19 protein-coding genes are annotated in these 25,320 nt (G+C 45.5%); 17 read left to right on the top strand and 2 right to left on the bottom strand.

The genetic code is table 11. From position 1 onward, the window contains the following. The first annotated feature begins 1 nt into the window (after position 1). The 16 genes from J2Z28_RS10500 to glnA all read left to right on the top strand — a co-directional run bounded on the left by J2Z28_RS10500 (position 2) and on the right by glnA (position 21,316). Entirely contained in the window at positions 2-793 is a 792-nt protein-coding gene (locus tag J2Z28_RS10500) for an ABC transporter permease (RefSeq protein ID WP_370511416.1), read from the top strand. A 355-nt stretch (positions 794-1,148) separates the two neighbouring features. Beyond that, positions 1,149-2,126 carry an aromatic acid exporter family protein gene (locus J2Z28_RS10495; protein WP_211082430.1) on the top strand — a complete coding sequence of 326 codons (978 nt, stop codon included), beginning with the start codon at positions 1,149-1,151 and terminating at the stop codon, positions 2,124-2,126. 75 nt (positions 2,127-2,201) lie between these two features. Further along, on the top strand, positions 2,202-2,762 hold the full coding sequence (locus J2Z28_RS10490; protein WP_017687912.1) for an outer spore coat protein CotE: 561 nt from the start codon (positions 2,202-2,204) through the stop codon (positions 2,760-2,762). Between the two features lie 201 nt (positions 2,763-2,963). Then, complete coding sequence (locus J2Z28_RS10485; protein WP_244988212.1) at positions 2,964-4,214, top strand: putative amidoligase domain-containing protein; 1,251 nt, start codon at positions 2,964-2,966, stop codon at positions 4,212-4,214. A 207-nt stretch (positions 4,215-4,421) separates the two neighbouring features. Continuing rightward, complete coding sequence (gene mutS, locus J2Z28_RS10480) at positions 4,422-7,223, top strand: DNA mismatch repair protein MutS (protein WP_211082429.1); 2,802 nt, start codon at positions 4,422-4,424, stop codon at positions 7,221-7,223. 21 nt (positions 7,224-7,244) lie between these two features. Continuing rightward, on the top strand, positions 7,245-9,479 hold the full coding sequence (gene mutL / locus J2Z28_RS10475) for a DNA mismatch repair endonuclease MutL (RefSeq protein ID WP_211082428.1): 2,235 nt from the start codon (positions 7,245-7,247) through the stop codon (positions 9,477-9,479). Between the two features lie 17 nt (positions 9,480-9,496). Next, a complete protein-coding gene (locus tag J2Z28_RS10470) occupies positions 9,497-10,282 on the top strand; it encodes a class I SAM-dependent methyltransferase (protein ID WP_211082427.1) in 786 nt (261 codons plus the stop codon). Next, positions 10,263-11,219, top strand: a complete 957-nt coding sequence (gene miaA, locus J2Z28_RS10465; protein WP_244988211.1) for a tRNA (adenosine(37)-N6)-dimethylallyltransferase MiaA — start codon at positions 10,263-10,265, stop codon at positions 11,217-11,219. The genes J2Z28_RS10470 and miaA overlap by 20 nt, the downstream gene beginning before the upstream one ends. 373 nt (positions 11,220-11,592) lie before the next feature. After that, entirely contained in the window at positions 11,593-11,835 is a 243-nt protein-coding gene (gene hfq, locus J2Z28_RS10460; RefSeq protein WP_017687918.1) for an RNA chaperone Hfq, read from the top strand. Between the two features lie 172 nt (positions 11,836-12,007). Next, entirely contained in the window at positions 12,008-14,668 is a 2,661-nt protein-coding gene (locus tag J2Z28_RS10455; protein WP_211082426.1) for a PBP1A family penicillin-binding protein, read from the top strand. Positions 14,669-14,968: 300 nt separating this feature from the next. Then, positions 14,969-15,532, top strand: a complete 564-nt coding sequence (locus tag J2Z28_RS10450) for a ribonuclease FAU-1 family protein (protein WP_211082425.1) — start codon at positions 14,969-14,971, stop codon at positions 15,530-15,532. A gap of 110 nt (positions 15,533-15,642) precedes the next feature. Next, on the top strand, positions 15,643-16,614 hold the full coding sequence (locus J2Z28_RS10445) for an AAA family ATPase (RefSeq protein WP_211082424.1): 972 nt from the start codon (positions 15,643-15,645) through the stop codon (positions 16,612-16,614). A gap of 124 nt (positions 16,615-16,738) precedes the next feature. Continuing rightward, positions 16,739-18,025: a GTPase HflX gene (gene hflX / locus J2Z28_RS10440; protein ID WP_076317601.1), complete on the top strand. Its 1,287-nt coding sequence runs from the start codon at positions 16,739-16,741 to the stop codon at positions 18,023-18,025. 83 nt (positions 18,026-18,108) lie between these two features. Then, positions 18,109-19,362: a methionine gamma-lyase family protein gene (locus J2Z28_RS10435; RefSeq protein WP_211082423.1), complete on the top strand. Its 1,254-nt coding sequence runs from the start codon at positions 18,109-18,111 to the stop codon at positions 19,360-19,362. Positions 19,363-19,444: 82 nt separating this feature from the next. Beyond that, positions 19,445-19,858 (top strand): MerR family transcriptional regulator, encoded by a 414-nt coding sequence (locus J2Z28_RS10430; protein ID WP_017687924.1) that lies wholly within the window; start codon positions 19,445-19,447, stop codon positions 19,856-19,858. 129 nt (positions 19,859-19,987) lie between these two features. Further along, positions 19,988-21,316, top strand: a complete 1,329-nt coding sequence (glnA, locus tag J2Z28_RS10425) for a type I glutamate--ammonia ligase (RefSeq protein WP_036613569.1) — start codon at positions 19,988-19,990, stop codon at positions 21,314-21,316. A gap of 271 nt (positions 21,317-21,587) precedes the next feature. Here glnA and J2Z28_RS31770 read toward each other — a convergent pair whose 3' ends face one another. Both J2Z28_RS31770 and J2Z28_RS10415 read right to left on the bottom strand, forming a co-directional pair. Beyond that, entirely contained in the window at positions 21,588-21,719 is a 132-nt protein-coding gene (locus J2Z28_RS31770) for a site-specific integrase (protein WP_415841518.1), read from the bottom strand. 1,090 nt (positions 21,720-22,809) lie between these two features. Then, positions 22,810-23,154, bottom strand: a complete 345-nt coding sequence (locus tag J2Z28_RS10415) for a hypothetical protein (RefSeq protein WP_211082422.1) — start codon at positions 23,152-23,154, stop codon at positions 22,810-22,812. A gap of 808 nt (positions 23,155-23,962) precedes the next feature. On the opposite strand from J2Z28_RS10415, the gene J2Z28_RS10410 reads away from it, so the two are divergent. Then, the gene (locus tag J2Z28_RS10410; protein WP_211082421.1) at positions 23,963-25,264 is read left to right on the top strand and encodes an aldehyde dehydrogenase; all 1,302 of its coding nucleotides are present in this window, start codon (positions 23,963-23,965) and stop codon (positions 25,262-25,264) included. Positions 25,265-25,320 lie beyond the last annotated feature (56 nt).

Here is a 25,320-nt window from a genome sequence, read left to right as displayed (position 1 = left end):
GATGGGGCAGCTGCATCGGAATCATATTCAGCAGGTGGCCAGATGGCGACATCAAGTGCTTGCCGTACAGTTATCTATGCTAGTATGTATGTTTTTGCTATGGGAAGTGGCAGGCAGACTCCGTTGGATTGATGTACTGTTATTCAGTTATCCGAGTAAGGTTTTTGCCCAGATTGGCAAGGACATCGCTAGTGGCGAGTTGTGGGCACATGTTGGGGTAACCGTAGGGGAAACGGCAGTTGGTTTTTTACTGGGAACACTGGTGGGAACCTTGCTTGCGGTTTTAATTTGGTGGTCTCCTTTTTTGTCAAAAGTGTTGGACCCCTATATGGTTGTGTTCAACAGTATGCCAAAGGTAGCACTTGGCCCGATCTTTATTGTGATGTTTGGCGCTGGTTTTACAGCGATTGTTATGACTACGTTGTCCATCACGGTCATTATAACGACACTGGTCGTGTATAACAGCTTCAATGAAGTGGATCCCAATTATATTAAAGTGATTCGTACGTTTGGTGGAGACCGTTCCGAGATTTTTACGAAAGTTGTATTACCTGCTTCTTTTCCGGCGATTGTATCGACCTTGAAAGTAAACGTGGGCATGGCCTGGGTGGGTGTAATTGTGGGTGAGTTTCTTGTCGCCAAACAAGGACTCGGTTATCTCATTATCTACGGATTCCAAGTATTCAACTTCACACTTGTATTATCTAGTCTGTTAATTATTGCTGCAGTTGCAACAGCCATGTACCAACTTGTTGTCTATGCAGAACGCAAAATGCTGGCTGGCCGCAGGTGATTCGGAAGTGTTTTACTCGTAATGTGACCGGGTATGATATGTATACAATTTCACAAGGGGTGTCACATTGCTCGATATCATAAAATCAAGTACCATATTTAGTATGATTATTCCGCGCAGATCCGGAATGAATGCGATGATTGGAGAAGAGGGCCTTGAGGTTCTGTCGCAACGATCTAACTGGCCAGCGTCCCTCATTCGGGGCGTGTTGCTGTGACCGGCATGCATGCGCATGTCGGTTGATGTCGTCTAGTTTACATTTGGATGAGACATACTAGTGGACAAGAAGTTCAAATGAATGAGGCGACGAGCTGGCTAAGAATTTTTTTGCAGCTTAGAGGAGATGGAATGTTAAATGGGTTTTAGGGTAATTAAAACTGCAATCGCCGCATTAATGGCTGTATTGATTGCAGACTGGTGTCGCTTGCCGGGACCAACATCAGCGGGATTGCTTGCCATTCTTGGCGTGGATGTAACGAGAAAACGAAGTATTCGCACCATATCGGCGCGGTTCTTTGCTTCCGTCGTTGGACTTTTATTTGCAAGTGTACTTTTTCACTTTCTAGGCTTCCATTATTGGGTGCTGGCGGTATACATATTGATCGCATTCCCGGCTATTGTCCGGGTAGGCTTCAAAGAAGGTATTGTTACAGGTTCTGTTGTGGTGTTTCGGGTGTTTGGCGGCGGGGAGATGGACGTGCATGTCATCCTCGTACAAATTGCTTTGCTGTTAATTGGTCTTGGTTCCGCAATGGCCGTTAACTTGGCCTATATGCCGGCAGCAGATCCACAGATGCTGCGCATTCGCAAACGAATCGATGAACTCTTCTCGAAGATTTTCAAGGAATTTGCGGCCACGCTGCGTAATCCCAATGAAGCATGGACGGGGAGAGAGCTGATTGAAGCAGATAAAGCGATTCTGGGCGGTATTGATGCTGCCAAACGTTCTCTGGAGAATCAGGTGATTCATCCGAATGAGGAATGGAGCGTCTACTTCTATATGCGCAAAACGCAGTTGGACTCCATCCAGCACATGATGCATCTCGTGTCCCAGATCTATCAGAAGATGCCACATGCGGAGATGGTATCGGAGCTGTTCGATCAGCTTAGTCAGGACGTACTCACTGAATCCTACACGGGACGAACTGAAAAACTTCTTGCAGATGTGCAAGAAGAATTCAAACGTATGGAGCTGCCGGATACAAGGGAAGAATTCGAGATTCGTTCTGCAATTCTCCAGCTGTGCCGCGAACTCGCGCTGTATCTGAAAGTCGCGAAGAAGGACAAAGCACCGTCCCCAATCTCGGACCGGTCCCAATCTACAAACGAATAATAGAAAATAGTTGTCACCCTAGACGAATGCCCTGCATACACTTGTAGTGAATGATTGTATGGAGGAGGTTTAAAGATGTCATTGAGTCATAAACATCAATGTAGAGAGATTATCACGAAGGCGATCTGCGGCAAAGGTCGTAAGTTCTCTACCGTAACACATACCGTGACTCCGCCAAATGGTCCGACAAGTATTTTGGGGGCTTGGATTATCAACCACCAATATGAAGCCGTATCAGCGGGTGACGGAATTGAAGTTATTGGTACTTACGATATCAACATTTGGTATTCCTACGACAAGAATTCGCAGACGGATGTAGCCAAAGAAACGGTCTCGTATGTAGAACATGTACCTTTGTCCTATCTGGACCCGAAACACCGGACTTCCACAGTGGAGGTATCTGCGGATGCAACGCAGGAACCTAGCTGTGTGGAAGCCACAGTATCAGCAGGTGGAAGCAGTGTAATTATCCGGGTAGAACGGGAATTCGCTGTGGAACTCGTTGCCGAGACTAAAGTTTGTGTGAAGGTCTGCACAGATGGTTGCGGTGATTACGAAGACAAGGACTATGACTTTGGCAGTGCCGATGGAGATTATGACGATCTCGATCCCGATCTGCTCGACGATGAGCTGTGAGTTTGACGCCTGTATTTGATAACCTAAGGTATCATATGCGCCAGAAGGCGCGGTGAAGAGGGCGTAAGCCCTCTTTCTTCTTAAATATTAAAAAATGGGTGGTAACGAGCCTCGCAATGTGCCTGGAATACCTTTCACGGGAAGGCTCCGCATTGCGGGGTTATTTTTATTTTAGTTGCATGATCCGGGAGGGGGGACGTAATGAATGTGATGGAACAAGCGGAGGAAGCGCTAAGCCGATATGAAAGGATGACTTCTGGAGAACGTGTAGAACGGTTGAAACAGGCAGGCATTGAAGTATTGTCACTGCACGATCGGCGCAAACGTGAACAAGGCTTGCGCGTACGCTATGACGTAGAGATAAGTTGTCTGCAGGCGATCCGGATCAAACGCAAGGATACTAGTGGCATGGGAGGGGCACAGGAAACTCTGTTGGAGCGTGAAGCGAGTTCCACCTTGTTCAAGCGCATAGAACGACTTGCGATCAAAACGCTGTATACGCTAGGACTGGATCATGGAGCTGTTCGAATGGAATCCTCAGGGAATGGCGGCTGTGCAGTGATTTCGATTGATCCGTGTCCCTGGAAAGGGGTGACCAACCTTGCTGCTACCTATAGGGAAAGCTGGAAGCAGCATCAGGAACTGCTAGATGAGGAAGTGAGTCACAGACCCATTCCAATACTAGGCATGGACCCCGAGTTCCTGCTGGTTCAGATGCCGGAATCTAAAATCGTACCCGCCTCCAAATTTCTTGAACGTACAGGAATGGCAGGCTGTGATTCCGTGACGATTGGTGGACGGCGCATATATCCGGTTGCCGAATTGCGGCCTGCTCCCAGCTCCGAACCACGAGAACTGCTGGCTCATCTGATGAGGGCATTCGCAGCCGCTTCCCGCAGCATCAGTGATCACTCGCTCATCTGGCAGGCAGGAGGGATGCCACAACGGGGGTTACCTTTGGGTGGTCATATTCATTTTAGCGGGGTGAATCTTACCGGGGAACTGCTTCGTGCACTGGACAATTATCTGGCATTGCCACTGGCATTTCTGCAAGACCCCCGTGGAGCGGGAAGACGACCCCGTTATGGAGCACTTGGTGATTTTCGTCTGAAATCCTATGGTGGGTTTGAGTATCGTACGTTACCCAGCTTTCTTGTGTCGCCCCTTGTTGCGAAAGGTGTTGTGGCCTTGGCAGGTCTGATCGCGAGCGGGTATACTCAATTACGGCAGCGTCCGTTGGCGAAAGCTGAGGTTCATGCCGCTTTTTATGAGGGAAAGCGCGAAGTGATTAAGGAACACATCCCAGCACTCGTAGATGATCTGAAGAGGTTGGATGGATATGCACGTTATGAACGATATGCGTCTCCGTTAATCCTTCAATTAAAACTGGGAAGAACTTGGGATGAGAGCCGCGATATTCGCAAACTCTGGAATATTCGGGCAGGTTCATGAAGTATGGACGTTTTTTTGATATAATAAGAAACAAGTCTTTTATGAGTAATAAGCTAGTACGGAAGATATGGAGCAGCAACCCTTGAAGGAAGTGGCGATTAGCCAACACATAAGGCGGAGGCGCAAACACAGTGCCTGACCGTCTTATTGTCCTTCCAGGACGCGTTTCTTCCTGACATTATAGGAACGGGATGGAGGATATTCATCATGGCTCAGTATACGCCAATGATTCAACAATATTTGCAAGTGAAGGCCGAAGCACAAGATGCTTTTCTATTTTTTAGATTGGGTGACTTCTATGAACTGTTCTTCGAGGATGCGATTAATGCTTCCCGTGAACTTGAGATCACGCTGACCGCACGTAACGGAGGCACGGATGACAAAATTCCGATGTGCGGTGTACCTTATCATTCGGCTGACAATTACATACAGCGTCTGATTGAAAAAGGCTATAAAGTTGCGATATGTGAACAGATGGAAGATGCGAGTGTAACGAAAGGCATGGTACGTCGTGAAATTGTACGTGTGGTTACACCCGGAACGGTGATGGAAGGCAAAACGTTGGGGGACAAATCCAACAACTACATGGTGTGTCTTACAGGTAATCAAAATACGCTGGCGCTCGCGGCCTGTGATCTGTCAACGGGTGAGTTGTATGTGACATCCGTACCCTATTCCAAGGAATGGCTCAAGGATGAAATCGGCATCTACGAACCATCGGAGCTGGTGGGGGATGTAGCGCTGCTTGAAACGGTAGAAGCCGAGGCATCTCCAATCGGACGCCCGGTGGTCTACACGTCGTGGACAAAAAATAAGGAAGATTTGGTCCGTCAGCAGTTTGGCGAGGCTGTGTGGGCAAGGCTAGAGCCTGAACGTCAAGCCTGTATTGCACGTCTTTTCTCCTATCTGAGTGAGACACAGAAACGTTCTCTGGGACAATTAACACAAATCTCAACGTATGAGCCGGATCATTATATGATCTTGGACCCGTTTACCCGCCGAAACCTGGAATTGGTGGAAACGGTGCGTGAACGCTCCAAAAAAGGTTCATTACTCTGGTTGCTTGATCGGACGGAGACGTCCATGGGTGCAAGAATGCTGCGTCGCTGGGTCGATAAGCCATTGTTGCAAAAAGGGAAGATTAATGAGCGTCTTGAAGCAGTGGATACGTTGTACAACCAGTTTATATTGCGTGAGGACCTGCGGGCAGAACTCAAAGACATCTATGATCTGGAGCGTTTGGTAGGCCGGATTGCGTTTGGTAATGCCAATGGTCGTGACCTGAATGCGCTCAAATCATCACTGGAGAAAATTCCAAGACTTCGTCAACATTGCGCAGGATCATCTTCCGCAACATTGCAGCATATTGCCGAAACGATGGATGATTGTAATGATCTGCTTGATGCCATCGGGCAAGCCATTGTGGACGAGCCACCGGTATCGGTAAGGGACGGAGGCCTGATTCGTGAAGGGTACCATGAACGTCTGGATGAATTGCGTGAGGCTTCAGTCAACGGGAAACAGTGGATTGCGGAGCTGGAAGCGCGAGAGCGTGAGGCGACAGGCATTCGATCGCTGAAGATTGGATATAACAAAGTGTTTGGTTATTACATCGAGATCACCAAGTCCAATCTGTCCGCGTTGCCAGAGGGACGTTATGAACGTAAACAGACACTTGCCAATGCAGAACGTTACATTACGCCGGAGTTGAAGGAAAAAGAGACGCTGATTCTCGAAGCTCAGGACAAAATGGTTGATATTGAGTATGGACTGTTTGCAGAACTGCGCGAGCGGCTGAACAAAGAGATCGCAAGACTGCAAAAGCTGGCTGAACAGGTAGCGGAAATTGATGTGTATCAATCTTTTGCGGTGATCAGTGCTGAGCGAAACTTTGTACGTCCTACGTTGACCGACGGTTATGATCTGGTTGTGGAAGAAGGACGCCATCCGGTCGTTGAGGCGGTCATGCGAGATGGTGCATTTATTGCCAATCACACCGCAATGACCAAGGAAGAGGCACGTATTCTGCTGATTACTGGACCAAATATGGCTGGTAAGAGTACCTATATGCGACAGGTCGCTTTAATCTCCATTTTGGCGCAAGTGGGTTGTTTTGTACCTGCGGGTCAGGCGGAAGTGCCGATCATGGATCGCATTTTCACACGGATCGGTGCCGCGGATGATCTCATTGGTGGACAAAGCACATTCATGGTGGAGATGGCCGACATTCAGGTTATGACGGACAAAGCCACACCACGTAGTCTGATTATTATAGATGAATTGGGACGGGGAACGTCGACCAGTGAAGGTATGGCGATTGCTCAGTCTGTTATTGAATATGTACATGATATTATCGGCTGTAAAGCCCTTGTATCAACTCATTTCCATGAGCTTGCTCATCTGGAGGAGAGTCTGGATAAGCTGGCCAACTACTCGATGGCGGTACAGGAGAGTGGTGACAAAGTTAATTTCCTGCGCAAATTGATTGTCGGGGCAGCCAGCAGCAGTTATGGTATCTATTGTGCACGCCTTGCAGGTCTGCCTGATAGCATTATTGAGCGGGCGAATGGACTATTGCATGGGTTCGAACATGCGGCCGCGCAAGTAGCTGTGGGCAGTGAATATATCGGAAACGAGAAGCAGGAAGAAGGCTTGAAATTAAAAGGTGGAGAATTTCAGCACACGGATTCAGCACCATTGATCCGGGAACGCGAGATTGTGGAGAGTGCAGAGTACACACCTTCTATTGAAGATTCGGTTGCGAAGCAACATGCCAGGAAATCAAACAGCAAAGGACAGTCCGCCGCAAACCATTCGGATGTGGTTCAACTGTCCATCTTTGGGGATGATGAGCCGAGTGTGGCAACGAAACCGGATGTAGTTGCGGTGGATAAACCAGCGCGAGAATTCATCCGTACGATGAAAGATATCGATGTCATGAATATGACGCCTCTTCAGGCGATGCAGATATTGAATGATCTCAAATTGAAGGCACAGCAATTATCCTGAGTATAAGGGAGGGGAAAACCTGTGGCGAAAATACATGTGCTTGATGAACACATTGCCAACCAGATCGCGGCGGGTGAAGTGGTCGAACGGCCTGCTTCAGTTGTCAAAGAGTTGCTCGAAAACTCGGTGGATGCAGGCGCCACCAAGATTGAAGTGACGGTGGAAGAGGGCGGACTCCTCAGTATTCGTGTCAAAGATAATGGTACAGGTATTGAGCCAGAGGACATGGAAACGGCCTTTTATCGTCATGCGACCAGCAAAATAGCCCATGGCCGAGATCTGTTTCAGATCACAAGTCTTGGATTCCGTGGCGAAGCCTTGGCGAGTATTGCCGCAGTGTCCAAGGTAGAGGTATTATCGGCAAGTGACAATGACGGGCGAGGACGCCGCATCCTGATTGAAGGCGGAAACCTTGTCTCTCATGAAGATGCAACCTCACCCCAAGGTACAGATTTTGCAGTGAGAGAACTATTTTACAATACACCTGCCAGACTCAAATATATGAAAACGATCCAGACGGAACTGGGACATATATCAGATGTCCTTTACCGGATGGCGATGTCTCATCCAAACATTTCGTTCAGACTACGCCATAATGAGAATGTGTTGCTTCAAACGTTGGGTAACGGCGATCTGCTGCAAGTGGTTGCAGCGGTCTATGGTACAAGTGCAGCGAAAGCGATGCTTCCCATCCAGGGAGAAAGTCTGGATTACCGAGTGAGCGGGTTGATCAGCCTGCCTGAATGGACACGAGCGAATCGTAATGGTATGTCAACGATTGTTAATGGGCGATTTGTTCGCAATTACGGTCTCAATCAGGCGATTCTCAAAGCCTACCATACCTTGCTGCCCATCAATCGCTTCCCACTTGTCGTGGTGCAGTTGGAGATGCACCCATCTCTTGTGGATGTGAACGTGCATCCGGCCAAGTTGGAGGTTCGCTTTAGCAAGGAACCAGAACTGTATGAATTCATAGAGACGACGTTGCGGGGGATACTCCGGCAGGAGGTACTGATTCCACAGGTCAAAAAACAGCAGATTCGACGTGGGGACGATAGTTCCTTTATTCAGGAACAATTCCTCTTTCCACGTGGTCCGCTGAAAGATGCATCTGATGCAGAAGGATATGGGCAACAAGGTCCACTGGGGAAACCTGCTGCTGCACCGCTGAAGTTGACTGCCGAAGATGATGATCTGGATTTGGATGCTCCGGCGGATGTGTCCACAGCACAACCGGTATCTGAACAGGGACAGACAGTGCCGTTGCCAGAAGCTCCACCTGAGATTACACACCCCCCTGTGCAGTTAGAAAGTTGGAACGGGGATATTTTGCAGAAGATTGCTAGTCATGACGGGGGGCAGACATCCGTTAACGTGCAAGAAGGCACTAAGGATGTAAGTACAAGTTTAAGTTCAAGTACAAGTTCTACCGAAACTGTTCCCAAATCTGACCTCTCTTCTCAAGATGGTGGGGATCGTGGAGCAACAGAGAAACCGCTGGCTGAAGGCAAACCAGCTACGTATCGCTCCGATTCCGTATATTCACCGGTTAGGGAAGCACGTTCATCGTATAATCCGTCTTCAGTTACGCGAAGTGAACGGACGTGGAAAACTTCAGGTCTTCCTGATGCCACTAAACTTGCTGCTGCCATCAAATCGGATGCATCCATGCCCGCATTTCCGGAGCTGAGTCTGATCGGACAGCATCATGGTACGTATTTGATCGCGCAAAATGACCAAGGTTTATATTTGATTGATCAGCATGCCGCTCATGAACGCGTAAATTATGAGTACTATTACGAGAAATTTGGTAACCCTGCCCAGGCCTCACAAGAGTTACTGCTGCCGATTACGCTGGAATTTACACCTTCGGAGACGGAAAAACTGAAAACAAGGCTGGCCTGGTTCGAACAGGCGGGTGTATATTTGGAGCATTTCGGTGGACAGACGTTCCGCGTGCGTTCCCATCCGTTCTGGTTCCCCAAAGGGGACGAGAAAGACATTATCGAAGAAATGTCCGAGTGGGTGTTGAGTGAACGCAGCATAGATGTCGCCAAGATGCGAGAAGCTGCATCGATCATGTGCTCCTGCAAGGCGTCCATCAAAGCGAACCAAAAGCTGACCGATCAGGAAGCGGAAGTGTTGATTCAGCGTCTGGGTTCATGTCGTCAGCCCTACACTTGTCCACATGGGCGGCCGATTGTGATTTCATTTTCAACATATGATCTGGAAAAATTGTTCAAACGTGTTATGTAGCTATTTAGGAGGAATCTATGTATATTACAACCGGTGAAAAGGAAGCGGCTTTACTTGTGGAGCGGGCCCGAAACCTTGCTGAAACAACAGGGGGTACTTACGTGCGCCGTAATAAAATGTCTCTGCCCATGATGATTGAACACTATGAGGCGGAGGAGGTTCTGGTTGTACTCCAGGGTAAAGTGCGTCTATTTCGGAAGGATTCACCGTTGCTGGAGTTCCACCCCAGCATGGGATTTGTTCGTGCCAAACGTATATTGCGAGGAGAACCTGATCCACTGCTGGAGGCGGGGGCGGTGAATGAAGGGGATACCATCATCGATTGTACAGCCGGACTGGGCACGGATGCACTGGTGTTCTCGGTTGCAGTGGGCAAAAGTGGACGGGTGATTGCATGTGAGAGCTCTCTTCCGCTATATACACTATTAGTGGAGGGGATGTCTCAATATGAGACGATCAAGCCAGCGGTAAATGAAGCTTTCCGGCGTATTGAGCTGCATCATGCGAATCATCTTGAGTTGCTGCGTTCCATGCCGGATCGAAGCTGTGATACCGTATATTTTGACCCCATGTTCCGTGAACCGATGATGGATTCAAGTGCTATACAGCCCTTGCGAGATTATGCAAATGCTCACGCGCTGGATGAACAGAGCATTATGGAAGCGAAACGGGTTGCCCGTAAACGGGTAGTCATGAAAGAAAAGCGCGGCAGCGCGGAGTTTGACAGGCTCGGATTTAAAATACTTGATCGGGCGAATGCAAAAACCCTGTACGGAGTGATTAATGTTGAAAGTGGAAGTTAAACCAAAACCTAAACTGCTTGTGTTGGTTGGACCAACAGCAGTAGGCAAAACAAGAATGAGCATCGAGCTTGCTCAAGCTTTCAATTGTGAGATTATCTCAGGAGATTCGATGCAGGTATATCGTGAAATGGATATCGGAACTGCCAAGATTACCTCTGAAGAAATGAAGGGTGTACCCCATCATCTCATTGATATCCATGAACCGGAGTATCCGTATTCTGTGGCCGAGTTTCAGGAGAGTTGCACACGATTGATTAGTGAAATCCATGAACGCGGTAAAATGCCTTTTATTGTTGGTGGCACCGGTCTATATGTGGAATCAGTATGTTACGGCTTCCAATTTTCGGATAGCGGTTCGGACGAAGCGTTCAGGGAGCAACAATTCAGCTATGCGGAGTTAAATGGAGCTCAGGCCCTTCATGATCGATTGAGGGAAGTTGATCCCGTTAGTGCGGATCGTCTGCATCCGAATGACCAACGGCGAATTGTACGTGCGCTTGAGATTCATCATCTCACAGGAGAGAAGTGGTCTGATCAGCTGGCAGTACAGAAGAAAGAGTCGCCTTATGACCTTCTTATTGTTGGTTTGACAATGGATCGGCAGAAGTTGTACGCCCGGGTAGAAGAGCGGATTGATCTGATGATCGAACAAGGTCTGGTAGATGAGGTGAAATCCTTGTTGGAACGCGGAGTGGCCAGAGGTCATATTTCCATGCAAGGGTTGGGATATAAGGAGATTGCAGCGTTCCTGCAAGGGGAAGTGAGTTGGGAAGCTGCGGTTGAGTGGTTGAAGAGGGATACACGTCGGTTTGCCAAACGGCAGCTTTCCTGGTTCCGCCATATGAAGGATATTGAATGGGTGGACATGACGGATACCCAGGATTTTGAAGGGAAATACAAGCAGATAAGTGAATTGATTACACGGAAATTTGATTGATTTGAGCGATTGTTAGTATTCTTCTGACAGGCGTCGATTAGATCAAGATATGTAAACCTCTACCTTTTAGTCATCAAAAGGATAGAGGTTTTTACTTATCACTAGAACAGATGGTAGAGATTAAGCATTCGCCAAACAACGAATAAATGTGCTTTGAAATGAAAAATTTGTCCCTCTTTTGCAAAACTGACAAGCGGTGTATAATGGATAAGTCTTCTATTTGTTCTCCTCGCCAAGAATGGGTGTAAAATAGTAGACAAGGGGTTTTTGTGGATTATATGAAACTGTTCATGATATAATAGCACGAAAGCTACTCAGCGATATTGAATATTACTTGAACACGAATTCAAATGAACCAATGGGGGTACGGCTAATGAACAAGTCCATCAACATCCAAGATACGTTCTTGAACCAACTGCGGAAAGAAAATATTCCTGCTACGGTCTATCTGACCAATGGCTTCCAAATCCGCGGGACGATCAAGGCATTTGACAATTTTACGATCGTCATTGACAGCGACGGACGCCAGCAAATGGTCTACAAGCATGCCATCTCCACGTTCACGCCGCAACGCAGCGTATCGCTGATGCAGCAAGATAACAGCGGCGAAGCTTAAAAAAATTACGAAACCTTTTCACCAACCATTTCGTCTACAAGTATAGGTATTGAAACAGAGCAACCTGAATATAAAGGGTTGTTCTTTTCATTCCGGGCAAAATATGTTTATTATATGCCTAAGCCTACAGACGATTAGAAATTATGCAACCGAAAGGGAGTCAGGAGGTAACATGCCAAACGATCCGTTGTCGAGGTCTAACAATCGCAACAACAATAATAAGTCACCCAAAAAAGCGAAGCCAAAGACCTCTAAAAAGAAAAAAATTACGGGTAAACGCGTTGGATGGACACTGTTTTTCACAATGGCAATTGCCATATTCTGTGCACTAGGCGGATATTTATTTATTATGGTGAGTGGTGAAAATCTGCTCAAAGCCAACAAGGACAAAACCACAATTAATGAAACTTCAAAAGTATATGATCGCAATGGCCAATTAATGGGGGAACTGTCCATTCAGAAGCTGGACCCTGTCAAAGAAGATGATATTCCTGAGCTGGTGAAGCAAGCCTTTGTTGCGACGGAGGATAAACGCTTCTACGATCACCAAGGTGTGGATATCTGGTCCATTGGGCGTGCGGCGGTTAAGGACGTCATGGCTCGTTCCATGGTGGAAGGTGGTAGTACACTAACCCAACAGCTTGCCAAGAACATGTTCTTGTCCCGTGACAAGACGTTTTTCCGTAAAGCAACGGAAGTATCGATTGCCATGGCATTAGAGCGCAAGTACACAAAAGACGAAATCCTGACGATGTATCTGAACCGGATTTTCTTCGGTCATCAGCGTTACGGAATTAAAGCAGCATCTGAATTTTACTTTGGAGTTACTGATCTCAAGAGGTTGAAGTTGTGGCAAATTGCTACATTGGCAGCTATGCCAAAAGGGCCTTCTGCCTATAATCCGGTGAGCAATCCAAACGACTCAAAAGCACGTCGAGGTGTGGTATTGCAGCTGATGTATGAACAAGGCTACATTACCAAGGCGGAGATGGACGAAGCAAAAGAGATTAACTATAACTACAAGCGACCAGAGAAAGACAGGAAGTACCAAGGTTTTATCGATTATGTGCTCCGTGAAGCTGAACGTGTAACAGGCAAAACGGAAGATGATCTGAATATCGGTGGATACAAAATCTATACAACTATGGATGCTCAGGCTCAAACAGCCATGGAAACTGCCTTCACAGAGGATAGTCTGTTCGAGGCAAGTAAAGACGATCAACAGGTTCAAGGCTCCATGGTTATCATGAACCACGAGAATGGCAGTCTCGTTGCCCTCCTGGGTGGACGGGATTATCAGACTAAAGGCTATAGCCGTGTAACGCAGAGTCGAAGACAACCAGGTTCAGCTTTTAAACCGATTGTGTCTTATGCACCGGCGCTTGAATCAGGAAATTACAGTGCCAACTCGTCGCTGAGTAATGCGAAGCAATGTTTTGGTAACTATTGTCCTGGTAACTTGCATGGATATTCTTCAACGATCAGTATGACGGAAGCCATTACGAAGTCGGAAAATATTCCTGCGGTTTGGCTGCTTGATAAAATAGGCGTTAACACAGGCATTAATTTTGCCAAGAGTGTAGGTATACAGCTGACAGATGAAGACAAAAACTTGGCGATTGCCCTCGGTGGTCTAAGTAAAGGTACAAATACACTAGAAATGGCGCAGGCCTATAGTGCATTTGCCAACCTCGGAGAATACCGACAAGCCTATGCGATTAAAGAAATCAAGGATAGCGCAGGCAAAACCACTTATAAACATGATAACTCGGACACAACGCGTGTCATGAGTGAGCAAAATGCGTATCAGCTCACACAGATGCTGCAGAACGTCGTTAATGACGGTACGGGACGTTCAGCACGTTTGGATCGTCCGGTAGCGGGTAAAACTGGAACAGTTCAAAGTGGTATCTCTGGCAACAGTGCCAACCGTGATGTATGGTTTGTTGGATACACCCCGGAATGGACTGCGGCAGTCTGGATGGGCTATGACAATCCGGATGCCAATCATATGCTTAAGAACAGCAGTAAGCTGTCGGCAGCTTTCTTTGCCAAAGTCATGGGAGATGCTTTAAAAGGCGTTCCAGTGAAGCAATTCAAAGCACCAGCTGGAGGGCAGGCACCTCCGCCAGTAGAAGAACCAGAAAAGCCGGCTCTGTCCGTTAGTGGGCTGAGTGGATCATACGATCCAAATGCACAGACCGTCTCCCTGAGTTGGACTGGAACGGGTGACGCGAGTACGCAATATCGAATTTATCGGAAAGAAACATCTGAAGCGCAGTTCACTCATCTCATTGATGCAATTGGAGCGACCAATGCACAAGATTTAAGTGCGTTGCCTGGTCTAACCTATGAGTACTATGTGACAGCTTACGACTTGGCATCAGGACTTGAGACGGATCCTTCCAACACCATCTCCTTGATGATTGAAGCGCAGGAAGTACCGCCGGAGGAACCTGATCCTGGTATAGACCCTGGAACAGAGATAGATCCTGAGCAGCCAGGTACGGAGAATCCGGACAATGGTACACCGGATAATGGCAACTCGAACGGTAATAACGGTAATGGAAATGAAAATGGCAACAACGGAAATGGTAATGGTAATAACGGAAACAATGGCAACGGTGGTAATAACGGCGGAAACGGTCAACCTGGGGAAGGCAATACGACCCCACCTGGTCAGGGCACAACAGATCCTGGCGGAAATGGTGAAGGTCCCGATGATGGGGCCGTAACAACGCCAGGCGAGGTTGTAACTCCGGACAGCGGAACAAGTGGGGATACTGGAGGGACAGATGCACCTGCAGATTCTCAAGCTGGAACCGGCGGCTAAGCCAATGAATCACTAAATAGCTACAATATAACTACATTGAAAAAACTGCTTCCCGGAAAACCGGTGAAGCAGTTTTTTGTGTTACACGGAATCAACTGTAATGGAAGCTGATTTGATGAATAGGTGGGACAAAGCTTGATTTTGAGTGTAAACCTTAAATATGGTAAGCTGTAACTATTCGTAATACGTTGTGCAAGGGCGGGCCCAGAGCGCTGGAATCCATCAGGCGGACGTTATTACATTGTTCACCAATAACATCAGAGCAGGTCACGGACCTGTAGTCGGCAAAGAGGGGTTCGTATGAAACGGAAATTCGGGGATCGCGCGAACTGGCGCCGGATTACGAACCGACAATTCACATGCCGGTTCGTTCAATCCAAAATTTTCACAGGTTATATTACGTTGTACACCATACAGGATTTGAAAGAACCTCTGTGGAAAACTTATGGAGGCAGTACCTTCTGTATCGCAGATAAAGGTTATTCCTGGCTGCAATACTATCCGAAGGGAGAGCACTTTGTTGTTACAGCGATGTTTGACAATCAGGAACGGATTGTAGAGTGGTACATTGATACATGTCGTAGTCAGGGGATAACCGATCAGGGTGTTCCTTGGTTTGATGACCTGTATCTGGATGTCGTTGTACTGAAAGATGGAGAAGTATTTTTGCTGGATGAAGATGAGCTTGAAGATGCACTGTCACGGAAGCATATTACAACGGGTGATTATGACTTGGCTAACAAGACGGCAAAGGAACTGCTGCATGCCATTGATGCACATGTATTCCCATACTTTCAGTTATCACTGAAGCATAGGCCGAGTTTGTTTGAGAACGGAGAGTTTCGAAAAAACATTCAGATTTGAGACATCTACTTATCCGTAGAATTCTTCATGATCCTTCTAATATTGGAGCACCTGATAGAATACATTAATAATCAGGAGAGTTCAGCCCGATAAAATAGAGGTGATGGCGAATGAACGGACGGGTCATGGCTGCAGGAGAGCAACCAGGAGGCAGACCATCCAGACAAATTAATATTGTGTTGCGTAACCAGGAACCTCAGATGTTGGTCAAAGATGAAGCAGCGGCAGTACAGGCAGCCAAGAGTATAACCAAACATGCGCACTTCCAGGAGATACAGGGTGAATTGGAGCAACTGGTTGGACTTGAAAATATCAAAGACTTGGTGTTTGAGATCTATGCTTTCCTACAGATTGCTCAGATGCGTACCGAAGTAGGCTTACTTAGTGGTGCGCACGTGTATCATATGATCTTCAAAGGCAATCCGGGGACCGGTAAGACCACCGTAGCGAGGATCGTTGCCAAACTCTTTCAGAAGATGGGTGTGTTAAGTAAAGGTCATCTTATTGAAGTAGAGCGTGCGGATCTGGTTGGAGAATATATCGGTCACACGGCGCAGAAAACAAGAGATCTGGTTAAGAAAGCACTCGGTGGGATATTATTCATTGACGAAGCTTACAGTTTGGCCCGCGGGGGAGAGAAAGATTTTGGAAAGGAAGCTATTGATACGCTTGTAAAATCAATGGAAGATAACAAAAATCAGTTTATTCTCATATTGGCTGGTTATTCAGATGAGATTGATTTTTTTCTTCAGACCAATCCCGGATTACCTTCCCGCTTTCCCATTCAAGTGGAGTTTCCAGACTATAGCATTGATCAGTTGATTCAAATCTCTGAGATTATGGCCAAAGAGCGTGATTATATTCTAATGCCACAGACCATACTCAAGCTAAAGCAGCATTTGCTTCAGGAAAAAAATGATTCGCTGCATGCGTTCAGTAACGCCAGATACGTTCGTAATGCCATTGAGCGTTCGATCAGGCATCAGGCGGTTCGTTTGTTGGAACAATACTCGGAAGGCAGTCCAGGAAAACTGGAGCTGATGACAATCCGTACAGAGGATTTGAACTTTGAGCGAAAGTAAGCGATAATATAGTTTTTACACCAGCCGGCCGGGCCAACCGGTTCGGCTTAAGGCATGCCATGGCATATTCGTGGCAATGTATATCAACGGATTAATTTAATAATTAGAGGGAGTGAACATATACATGACAAATGGTACACATGATACAGATATGGTCAAAAAAGATCGCGCCGTCTTGGTGAGTCTTGTTACGGATGATGTAAAACGTACAGGTATCAACCCTGAGTACTCTTTAGAGGAACTGGTGAAACTTGCCGAGACAGCTGGAGTGGAAGTGCTAAGTGTACTTTCTCAGAACAGGGAAAAACGTGATACCAAATGGTTCATTGGTAAAGGTAAGGTAGAAGAACTCCGTGCAATCGCGGAGGAGCTTGGAGCAACTACGGCTATTTTTGATCAGGAATTGTCAGGTGCACAGGTTCGTAATCTGGAAGAAACCCTCGATCTCAAAATTATTGACCGTACCCAATTGATTTTGGACATCTTTGCACAACGGGCCAACACTAGAGAAGGTATCATTCAAGTGGAATTAGCTCAACATAGCTATTTGCTGCCACGGTTGTCGGGGCATGGTAAGAACCTGTCCAGACTCGGGGGCGGAATCGGAACAAGAGGCCCAGGGGAAAGCAAACTGGAGACAGACCGCCGTCACATTCGTGGTCGTATCGATGATCTGAAGCGTCATCTGGAAGAATTGACTCGTCATCGCAAATTGCATCGTGAACGCCGTAAAAAAACAGGTATTGTCCAGGTAGCCCTTGTTGGTTATACCAATGCCGGTAAATCAACCTTGCTTAAGCAGTTGACGGCTGCAGATGTGTATATTCAAGATCAGCTATTCGCTACATTGGATCCTACATCACGTACGATGGAACTTCCGAGTGGAAAAGAAATCGTACTTACCGACACGGTTGGATTTATTCAAAATCTACCGCATGATCTGATTGCAGCATTCCGTGCAACACTGGAGGAAGTGAATGAAGCAGACCTGATCCTGCATGTTGTGGACGCCTCATCAGCTATGCGTGAAGATCAGATGCGGACGGTTAATACGATTCTGCAAGAACTTGGTTCAGGGGACAAGCCGCAGTTAGTCCTGTATAACAAAAAAGATGCGTGCACACCAGAGCAGCTTGAGATGCTTCCATTGGATAAAGACCATATTAAAGTAAGCGCATTAGACTCGGAGGATCTGCTTAAAATCCGTGAATTCATTCAGACAGAGCTGACAGGTGATACGAAGCGCTTCCGTATTCCGGCAGAACGTGGTGATCTTACATCGGTACTCTATAAAATTGGTGATGTTGTGGATACCAGCTTTGAAGAGAATGATGTCATTTATGAAGTTGAATTGCAAAAAGGTGAATATGAGAAATTTGGTTATATGCTTGAAGAATTCATTGAATTGTAATATTCATGACATATTGATGTGATAAGTTACACGGTAATGGTTATTCGACGTCAGATTCGTGCTATGAAGGAGAATGAAGTAAGATGGTAAGCTTTGATTTAGAAATATCTGAACTTCAACGTCAAGTGGAGCGTCGGATTGAAGGACAACTGCAACAGATTGATCGGATCACAGATCACAATCAATGGAAGGTGATTCATTGTTTCCAACAGCGGAAAGTAAGTGATTTTCACTTTGCAGGTTCAACAGGTTATGCCTATAACGATCGTGGGCGTGAAGTACTTGATGAAGTATATGCTGATGTTTTCGGCGCGGAAGCCGCGTTGGTGCGTCCTCATTTTGCTTCAGGTACTCATACGATTAGTACAGCTCTCTTTGGAGTTTTGCGTCCAGGTGACGAATTATTGTACATCACGGGTAAGCCTTACGACACATTGCATAAAGTTATTGGCGAACCCGGTGATGGTACAGGTTCATTACGCGATTTTGGCATCGGTTACCGTGAGACGGCCTTAACTGATGAAGGTGGAGTGGACTGGGCAGCAGTTGAAAAAAGCATTACATCGGCTACAAAAGTCATTGGGATTCAACGTTCACGTGGTTATGACTGGCGCTCATCCTTCTGTGTTGCTGAGATTGCTGACATGGTTACGCGTGTTAAAGAGCTTAAGGAAGATGTCATCGTATTCGTAGACAATTGTTACGGTGAATTCACGGAGGAACGTGAACCGACAGAAGTCGGAGTTGATCTGATGGCCGGATCACTGATCAAGAATCCTGGTGGAGGCATTGCGGAAACCGGTGGATACATATGTGGGAAGGAACAATACGTACAGTTGGCAGCTTATCGTCTGACAGCCCCTGGAATTGGGGGAGAGGTGGGAGCAATGCTGGGGACAACACGTGGCATCTACCAAGGACTTTACATGGCACCGACAATTGTAGGACAAGCTATCAAAGGAAGTACGTTTGCTGCTGCGATGTTTGCTGAATCCGGATTTGTAACCAAACCCGCCTGGAATGAAGCTCGCACAGATCTGATCCAGGCTGTTAAGTTTAGCTCTGCCGAGCATCTGATCGCCTTCGTGCAGGGGATTCAGCGTGCAGCAGCTGTGGATAGTCATGTGGTTCCTGAACCGTGGGATATGCCTGGTTATGAGCACCCTGTCATTATGGCGGCAGGTACGTTCATACAGGGTGGAAGTCTGGAATTATCAGCCGATGCGCCTATTCGGGAGCCGTATATCGGGTATATGCAAGGCGGATTAACGTACTCTCATGTCAAATATGGCGTTTTGATGGCGTTACAGACTATGAAAGATCGTAAATTATTGTGAGTTTATCTAACACGTCATTGACACTTGGTAATAACTAAATGTACAATAAGGTGAAGAATAGATGACTGGAAGGTTGATGAACATGGGTGATGAAATCCGCAGAAATATGGCCTTATTCCCAATTGGTATTGTAATGAAACTTACGGATCTGTCTGCACGTCAGATTCGTTACTATGAGCAGCACAGCTTGATCGTTCCTGCGAGAACGTCAGGTAATCAACGGTTATTCTCTTTTAATGACGTAGAGAGATTGCTAGAGATCAAGGCTTTGATTGAAAAAGGAGTTAACATCGCGGGCATCAAACAAGTGATGAATCCTGTTTCAAAAGAATCCGAGGAAGCTACAGTTATCACGCCAGATACTGAAGTTAAACGCAGAGAGCTGTCCGATACGCAGTTGCACCGCTTGCTGAAGCAGCAGCTTGTATCAGGTAAGAGACCAGGACAAGTATCTCTCATTCAGGGAGAGCTTTCCCGATTCTTTAATAAAAATTAAATTCGCATAACTTGGCGAGTGAGGGGAAAACATGCACTTTTGGTGTGAGACTCCTTGACCCGTGGAACTTTCTAATGTACAAATATAACAGGCAAGCCAAATACGCAGATAAGAAAGGGAGAGGTTATAGTGAGTTATACAAAAGAAGACATTCTCCGCATTTCGAAAGAAGAAAACGTACGTTTCATTCGATTGCAATTTACTGATTTGCTTGGAGCTATCAAAAACGTTGAGATTCCTGTGAGTCAGTTGACTAAGGCTCTGGATAACAAGATGATGTTCGATGGATCTTCCATTGAAGGTTATGTACGTATTGAAGAGTCCGACATGTACCTCTATCCAGATCTAGATTCTTGGCTTATTTTCCCATGGGTTGCAGAGAACCGTGTTGCACGTCTGATTTGCGACGTATATCTTCCGGATGGTAATCCGTTCCCAGGAGATCCACGTGGTATCTTGAAACGTAACCTGAAGGAAGCCCAAGATATGGGATTCACTTCCTTCAACGTTGGTCCTGAACCCGAGTTCTTCTTGTTCAAAACAGACGAAAAAGGAAACCCGACTAACGAACTGAATGACCAAGGTGGTTATTTCGACCTTGCGCCTACGGATCTTGGTGAAAACTGTCGTCGTGACATCGTTATCACACTTGAAGAAATGGGCTTTGAGATCGAAGCTTCCCACCATGAGGTAGCTCCAGGTCAGCATGAGATTGACTTCAAATATGCTGATGCTCTGAAAGCTGCTGACCAGATCCAAACGTTCAAACTCGTTGTTAAAACGATTGCACGTCAGCATGGTTTACATGCTACATTCATGCCGAAACCGCTGTTTGGTATGAACGGATCCGGTATGCACTGTAACCAATCCTTGTTCAAAGGCAATGAGAACGCATTCGTTGACGAGTCGGACGAGTTGGGTCTGAGCAAAACTGCACGTCACTTCATGGCTGGAACTCTGAAGCACGCACGTGCGTTTGCAGCAATTACTAACCCAACTGTGAACTCATACAAACGTCTTGTACCAGGTTATGAAGCACCTTGTTATGTAGCATGGTCTGCTAGTAACCGTAGCCCAATGATTCGTATTCCAGCTTCCCGTGGTCTGAGTACACGTGTTGAGGTTCGTAACCCGGATCCGGCTGCTAACCCTTACCTGGCTTTGTCTGTTCTGTTGAAAGCAGGTCTGGACGGAATCAAACGTGAGCTTTCCTTACCAACTCCAATTGACCGTAACATCTACATCATGTCAGAAGAAGAGCGTGTGGAAGAAGGCATTCCAAGCTTGCCAGCTGACCTGAAAGAAGCATTGAATGAATTGATCCGTAGCGAAGTCATCTGTGATGCTCTCGGCGACCACGCCTTGGCTCACTTCTATGAGCTGAAAGAAATTGAGTGGGATATGTATAGAACACAAGTCCACCAATGGGAACGCGATCAATATATTACTTTGTACTAATTGAATAAAACCTTGTAATTATGGGGTTTTAAGAAGAATTTAATGGGGGACGTTTAAGTGGGGATTACTTCTATCAAGGTGTGTCCCCCAAAACGTCCCTCATTTTGATTTTTTGAACCAAGAATGTTGGCGGAATACTGTTCATAATTATCAATGTTACGCTGTTAACTTTTTAGAGATGTGAGCATATATATCAGAGGTGATCTGCACACTTCCATGATCAAGCTGTTCTTGCACAAATTTTATGCTTGCAACCAATTCTGCGCGCCGATCAGAATGTTTTTGTATTTCCAAATAGTTCTTCATTTTCTGTTTGGAAATCAAGTCTATCATCAATAGTGATCCTCTTTTCTTTAAAGTTAATGTCATCCCATCTTAAAGATGCAACTTCATCTTTTCTCACACGAGTTTTTAGAAGAAGTTTGAAGAATATCCAGTAAACATATCCCTAACCCCTCGCAGCTTGAAGTCAATCAGCTATGTCTATAAACTCAATGAAATCAACTATTTCTTTCTCAGTCTCCTTTAATGATAGACCCCTTGCATGGATTCCACTCTAACTTTCCTTGAATTACTGCATGTTCTATTGCTGAATAGACGGTTGAGTTAATGATCTCAGTAGTTCTCTGCTTAAGCCTCTAATCACTGGATTAAAACAGCCACAGAAAAAGCAGATCAGACATCGATCGGCAGCTGGTACCGCGTAGTCGTCAGTATTGTACAAACTGATATAACAGCTAACCTAGCCGTTGAGACATGCCGAATTTGGGCACTGTATTGGCCCCGTATCTTGAATCCAATAGTGGAAGAATGTTGCGTGTCGCCATGGATCTGAAGATTGTTGAATTCCTCCATTGGTGAAGACCAGTCAGAAATTTACTCAGATTCTAAATTCGATTGGACTCCGAGTTGCTAAGGAAATGGGGATTCTCAAAATCGACCACAAATATTAGAAGAATTTGAGGAAGACAAATGTAACGTACTTTGGAATTCCAGGTTGCTCACCGAAGTTTGGACTTCCTATGGCATATGGAATGGCACGAGCTTTGTCATCATCAACATCTCATTACGGGAAATGAAGAGATTGCCCAGCCGATGACCAAGCATATCGAGGAGGCAGGCATGTACTAGATATGGAAGATGTGGAGAAGCGGGCTGCCGAGGATGTCGTTGCCCAGCGAGAGGAAGCTTTGGCCAAGCTTTTGCCGAGATGAAGCGCCGCAAGCGTATCCTAGTCAATTCGCTCCAATTCGATATGAGTATTTAAGCTTAGAGAATTATCCAGTTACGTTCCAGCGTTTGGATGGTATATGGTGCCATCTTCTGATGCTAAATTAAAAAAAACAGTAAGAAACCGCATCAAAAGCATGGCGGTTTCTGGATTACTGATGGCTAAATTGGTAGAAAAAATTTAACAGGCAGTTTCAAATGACTTTGCTTAATAAATTTATTTCTGAGCTAGTCAAATTTTGAGATTTTTGCTATTAAGCTCATTAACTTGCATTCACAGTTATGAGGTATTTTACGTAATCACCATTAGGATTAAAAGAATATACAACGGCTGTTCCAAGGGAAGTATTAGATGAAACCACTCCCCCATTGCTTATTGAAATAAGGTGTCCGCCGGACTGAATTTGAACATTTTGATTGGTAGCGAATAACTTTACATTTGAATTCCTAAGCATGTTGAAATTAACAGTTGCGATCAGGTCGCCTTGAGTTACAACAGAATAATCAGTTGGTATTTCTTTAGCAAAAGCCTGTGAAGATAGCGAAGGGATGGAAAAAATCGAGAGTGAAAGTGTTAATGAAATCAAGATATTTCTTACATTTTTCATAAACATACCTCCTAAGAATTAGTATGAGGTTAGTATATCACAGGAAAAGTTTGGAAAACAACTAGATTTTTACTTTTAAAACATTAATTATAAAATGTATTTCCCCGACAAGTTGAAAACTTAATATTTTCTCTTTCCCTCTACAAAGAAATTCTTGAGTATTTCCAATTTTCCTATTTTTAGAAAGATCGGCGATTATCTTTATTTTCCCCTTCCCTAAAGTCTAAAGTCCAAAAGATAGGTGATGTGTGTTTAAGCACTGCCCACTACACCCCATTGTTCAAAGAGAAGTTTTATGGAGTGGACTTGGATACTATTGGTTACTGTGCTAACGTTTAAAATGACTTTGGAGATTTTAAAGCTTTTTAATTAAGCCAACAATTAACCAAAGTTATCTACAAATAATTATGTGACTCTATATGGAACACTGATTTTTATAATCGATGTCCACAGATACAAAATAAATTAGATTTAAGTATTGATTTATGATTCTTTTTTTCTCTAAAGGGATGATTTGAAAAACACAAAAAAAGAGCAGTGAGGTCTAAAGCGAAATTTTTCCTCATTGTTCTTTTTTTGTTTTCGCGCTCTAGCGCTGAAGGGGGGGCGAAAGCAGATAAAATCAAATATAAAGTAAATTACTCACTCACATCCCCCGGATCATTCTTTATATTCATATAACATTCTGTAACTTCAAATACATACAAATGGATGTTTCATTTGTATGTTGAAAGTTTCATATAGAAGAGGTATACTTTAATTAAATTTTGAGCAATTTAATTTTAAATAATTAATTGGAGATGTTAATATGGATCAAGCAAAACAATTGGTGACAGAACAACGTACATTTTTTTATACAGGACAAACTAAAAATATTGATTATCGGATTAATGCGCTTCAACAGCTTAGAAAGGGAATTGAAAAGTATCAGCAACGGATTCAAGATGCACTTCGGGCAGATTTGAACAAATCTGAGGCGGAAGCTTACGGCTCCGAGATTCGCATTGTTCTGGGTGAACTGGATTTTGCATTAGAACATCTACAGGAATGGGCTGCGCCAAAACAAGTTCCAACCAATTCAGCTATGCCGGATGGGGTGAGCACCATTTACCCTGAACCATACGGAGTGGCTCTTATTATTGCACCTTGGAACTATCCTTTCCAACTGGCCTTTGGTCCACTTATTGGAGCAATTGCAGCCGGTAACTGTGCAGTTATCAAGCCTTCTGAATTAACACCAGCCGTATCTCGTCTGACGTATGATCTGATTCAGGAGATCTTCCCTCAGGAGTATATTGCGGTTATTGAAGGCGAAGTTGAGGCTAGCACAGCATTGTTGAAAGAGAAGTTTGATTATATTTTCTTCACAGGTAGCACAGGTGTTGGTCGCATTGTTATGAAGGCAGCTGCGGAGCATCTGACTCCTGTAACCCTGGAGCTAGGGGGCAAGAGTCCTGCTATTGTCCATAACGATGCAGATCTGAAGCTGGTGGCCCAGCGTATTGTTCGTGGAAAGTTCCTAAATGCAGGGCAAACTTGCGTTGCTCCGGATTACTTGCTTGTGCATGAACAAGTTCATGATGAACTGATCGATATGATTGGCGCAGAGATCAAAGATAAATTTGGGGATGATGTGTTACAGAACGCTGATTTCCCGCATATTGTTAATGCGCGTAACTTTGATCGGTTGTCGAAATTCCTCACAGATGGCAAAACGCTGATAGGTGGACGTTTTGTGCGTGAGCAGTTAATTATTGAGCCGACTGTACTTGGAGATGTGAACTGGGAGTCACCTGTCATGCAAGAAGAAATCTTTGGTCCGATTCTTCCTGTATTTACGTACAGTGACCTGAACCCGATGCTGGATGAGATTGTCCGCCGGCCAAAACCATTGGCGCTTTATCTCTTCACACAGGATGAACAACTGCAGGATCAGGTTCTGAATCAAGTATCCTTCGGTGGGGGATGTATTAATGACACACTTTCTCATATGACATCACATTATCTCCCGTTTGGTGGTGTAGGAGAGAGCGGTATGGGCTCATATCACGGACAACAGAGCTTTGATGTGTTCTCGCATCACAAGAGTGTTCTGAAACGCAGTGAATAATTAGCCGCTAAAATAACATAAACATGAAAAAAGAGGTTGTCCTGTTGATCAGGACA

It is taken from the genome of Paenibacillus xylanexedens (assembly GCF_017874615.1).
In the GTDB taxonomy this organism is placed as follows: Bacteria; Bacillota; Bacilli; order Paenibacillales; family Paenibacillaceae; genus Paenibacillus; species Paenibacillus xylanexedens.
This window is presented reverse-complemented; position numbering and strand designations above follow the sequence as displayed.

Coding starts and splice junctions, on each gene's coding strand:
- J2Z28_RS10500 (WP_370511416.1), top strand. CDS start 2: ATGGGGCAGCTGCATCGGAATCATATTCAGCAGGTGGCCAGATGGCGA.
- J2Z28_RS10495 (WP_211082430.1), top strand. CDS start 1,149: ATGGGTTTTAGGGTAATTAAAACTGCAATCGCCGCATTAATGGCTGTA.
- J2Z28_RS10490 (WP_017687912.1), top strand. CDS start 2,202: ATGTCATTGAGTCATAAACATCAATGTAGAGAGATTATCACGAAGGCG.
- J2Z28_RS10485 (WP_244988212.1), top strand. CDS start 2,964: ATGAATGTGATGGAACAAGCGGAGGAAGCGCTAAGCCGATATGAAAGG.
- mutS (WP_211082429.1), top strand. CDS start 4,422: ATGGCTCAGTATACGCCAATGATTCAACAATATTTGCAAGTGAAGGCC.
- J2Z28_RS10470 (WP_211082427.1), top strand. CDS start 9,497: ATGTATATTACAACCGGTGAAAAGGAAGCGGCTTTACTTGTGGAGCGG.
- miaA (WP_244988211.1), top strand. CDS start 10,263: ATGTTGAAAGTGGAAGTTAAACCAAAACCTAAACTGCTTGTGTTGGTT.
- hfq (WP_017687918.1), top strand. CDS start 11,593: ATGAACAAGTCCATCAACATCCAAGATACGTTCTTGAACCAACTGCGG.
- J2Z28_RS10455 (WP_211082426.1), top strand. CDS start 12,008: ATGCCAAACGATCCGTTGTCGAGGTCTAACAATCGCAACAACAATAAT.
- J2Z28_RS10450 (WP_211082425.1), top strand. CDS start 14,969: ATGAAACGGAAATTCGGGGATCGCGCGAACTGGCGCCGGATTACGAAC.
- J2Z28_RS10445 (WP_211082424.1), top strand. CDS start 15,643: ATGAACGGACGGGTCATGGCTGCAGGAGAGCAACCAGGAGGCAGACCA.
- hflX (WP_076317601.1), top strand. CDS start 16,739: ATGACAAATGGTACACATGATACAGATATGGTCAAAAAAGATCGCGCC.
- J2Z28_RS10435 (WP_211082423.1), top strand. CDS start 18,109: ATGGTAAGCTTTGATTTAGAAATATCTGAACTTCAACGTCAAGTGGAG.
- J2Z28_RS10430 (WP_017687924.1), top strand. CDS start 19,445: ATGGGTGATGAAATCCGCAGAAATATGGCCTTATTCCCAATTGGTATT.
- J2Z28_RS10415 (WP_211082422.1), bottom strand. CDS start 23,154: ATGAAAAATGTAAGAAATATCTTGATTTCATTAACACTTTCACTCTCG.
- J2Z28_RS10410 (WP_211082421.1), top strand. CDS start 23,963: ATGGATCAAGCAAAACAATTGGTGACAGAACAACGTACATTTTTTTAT.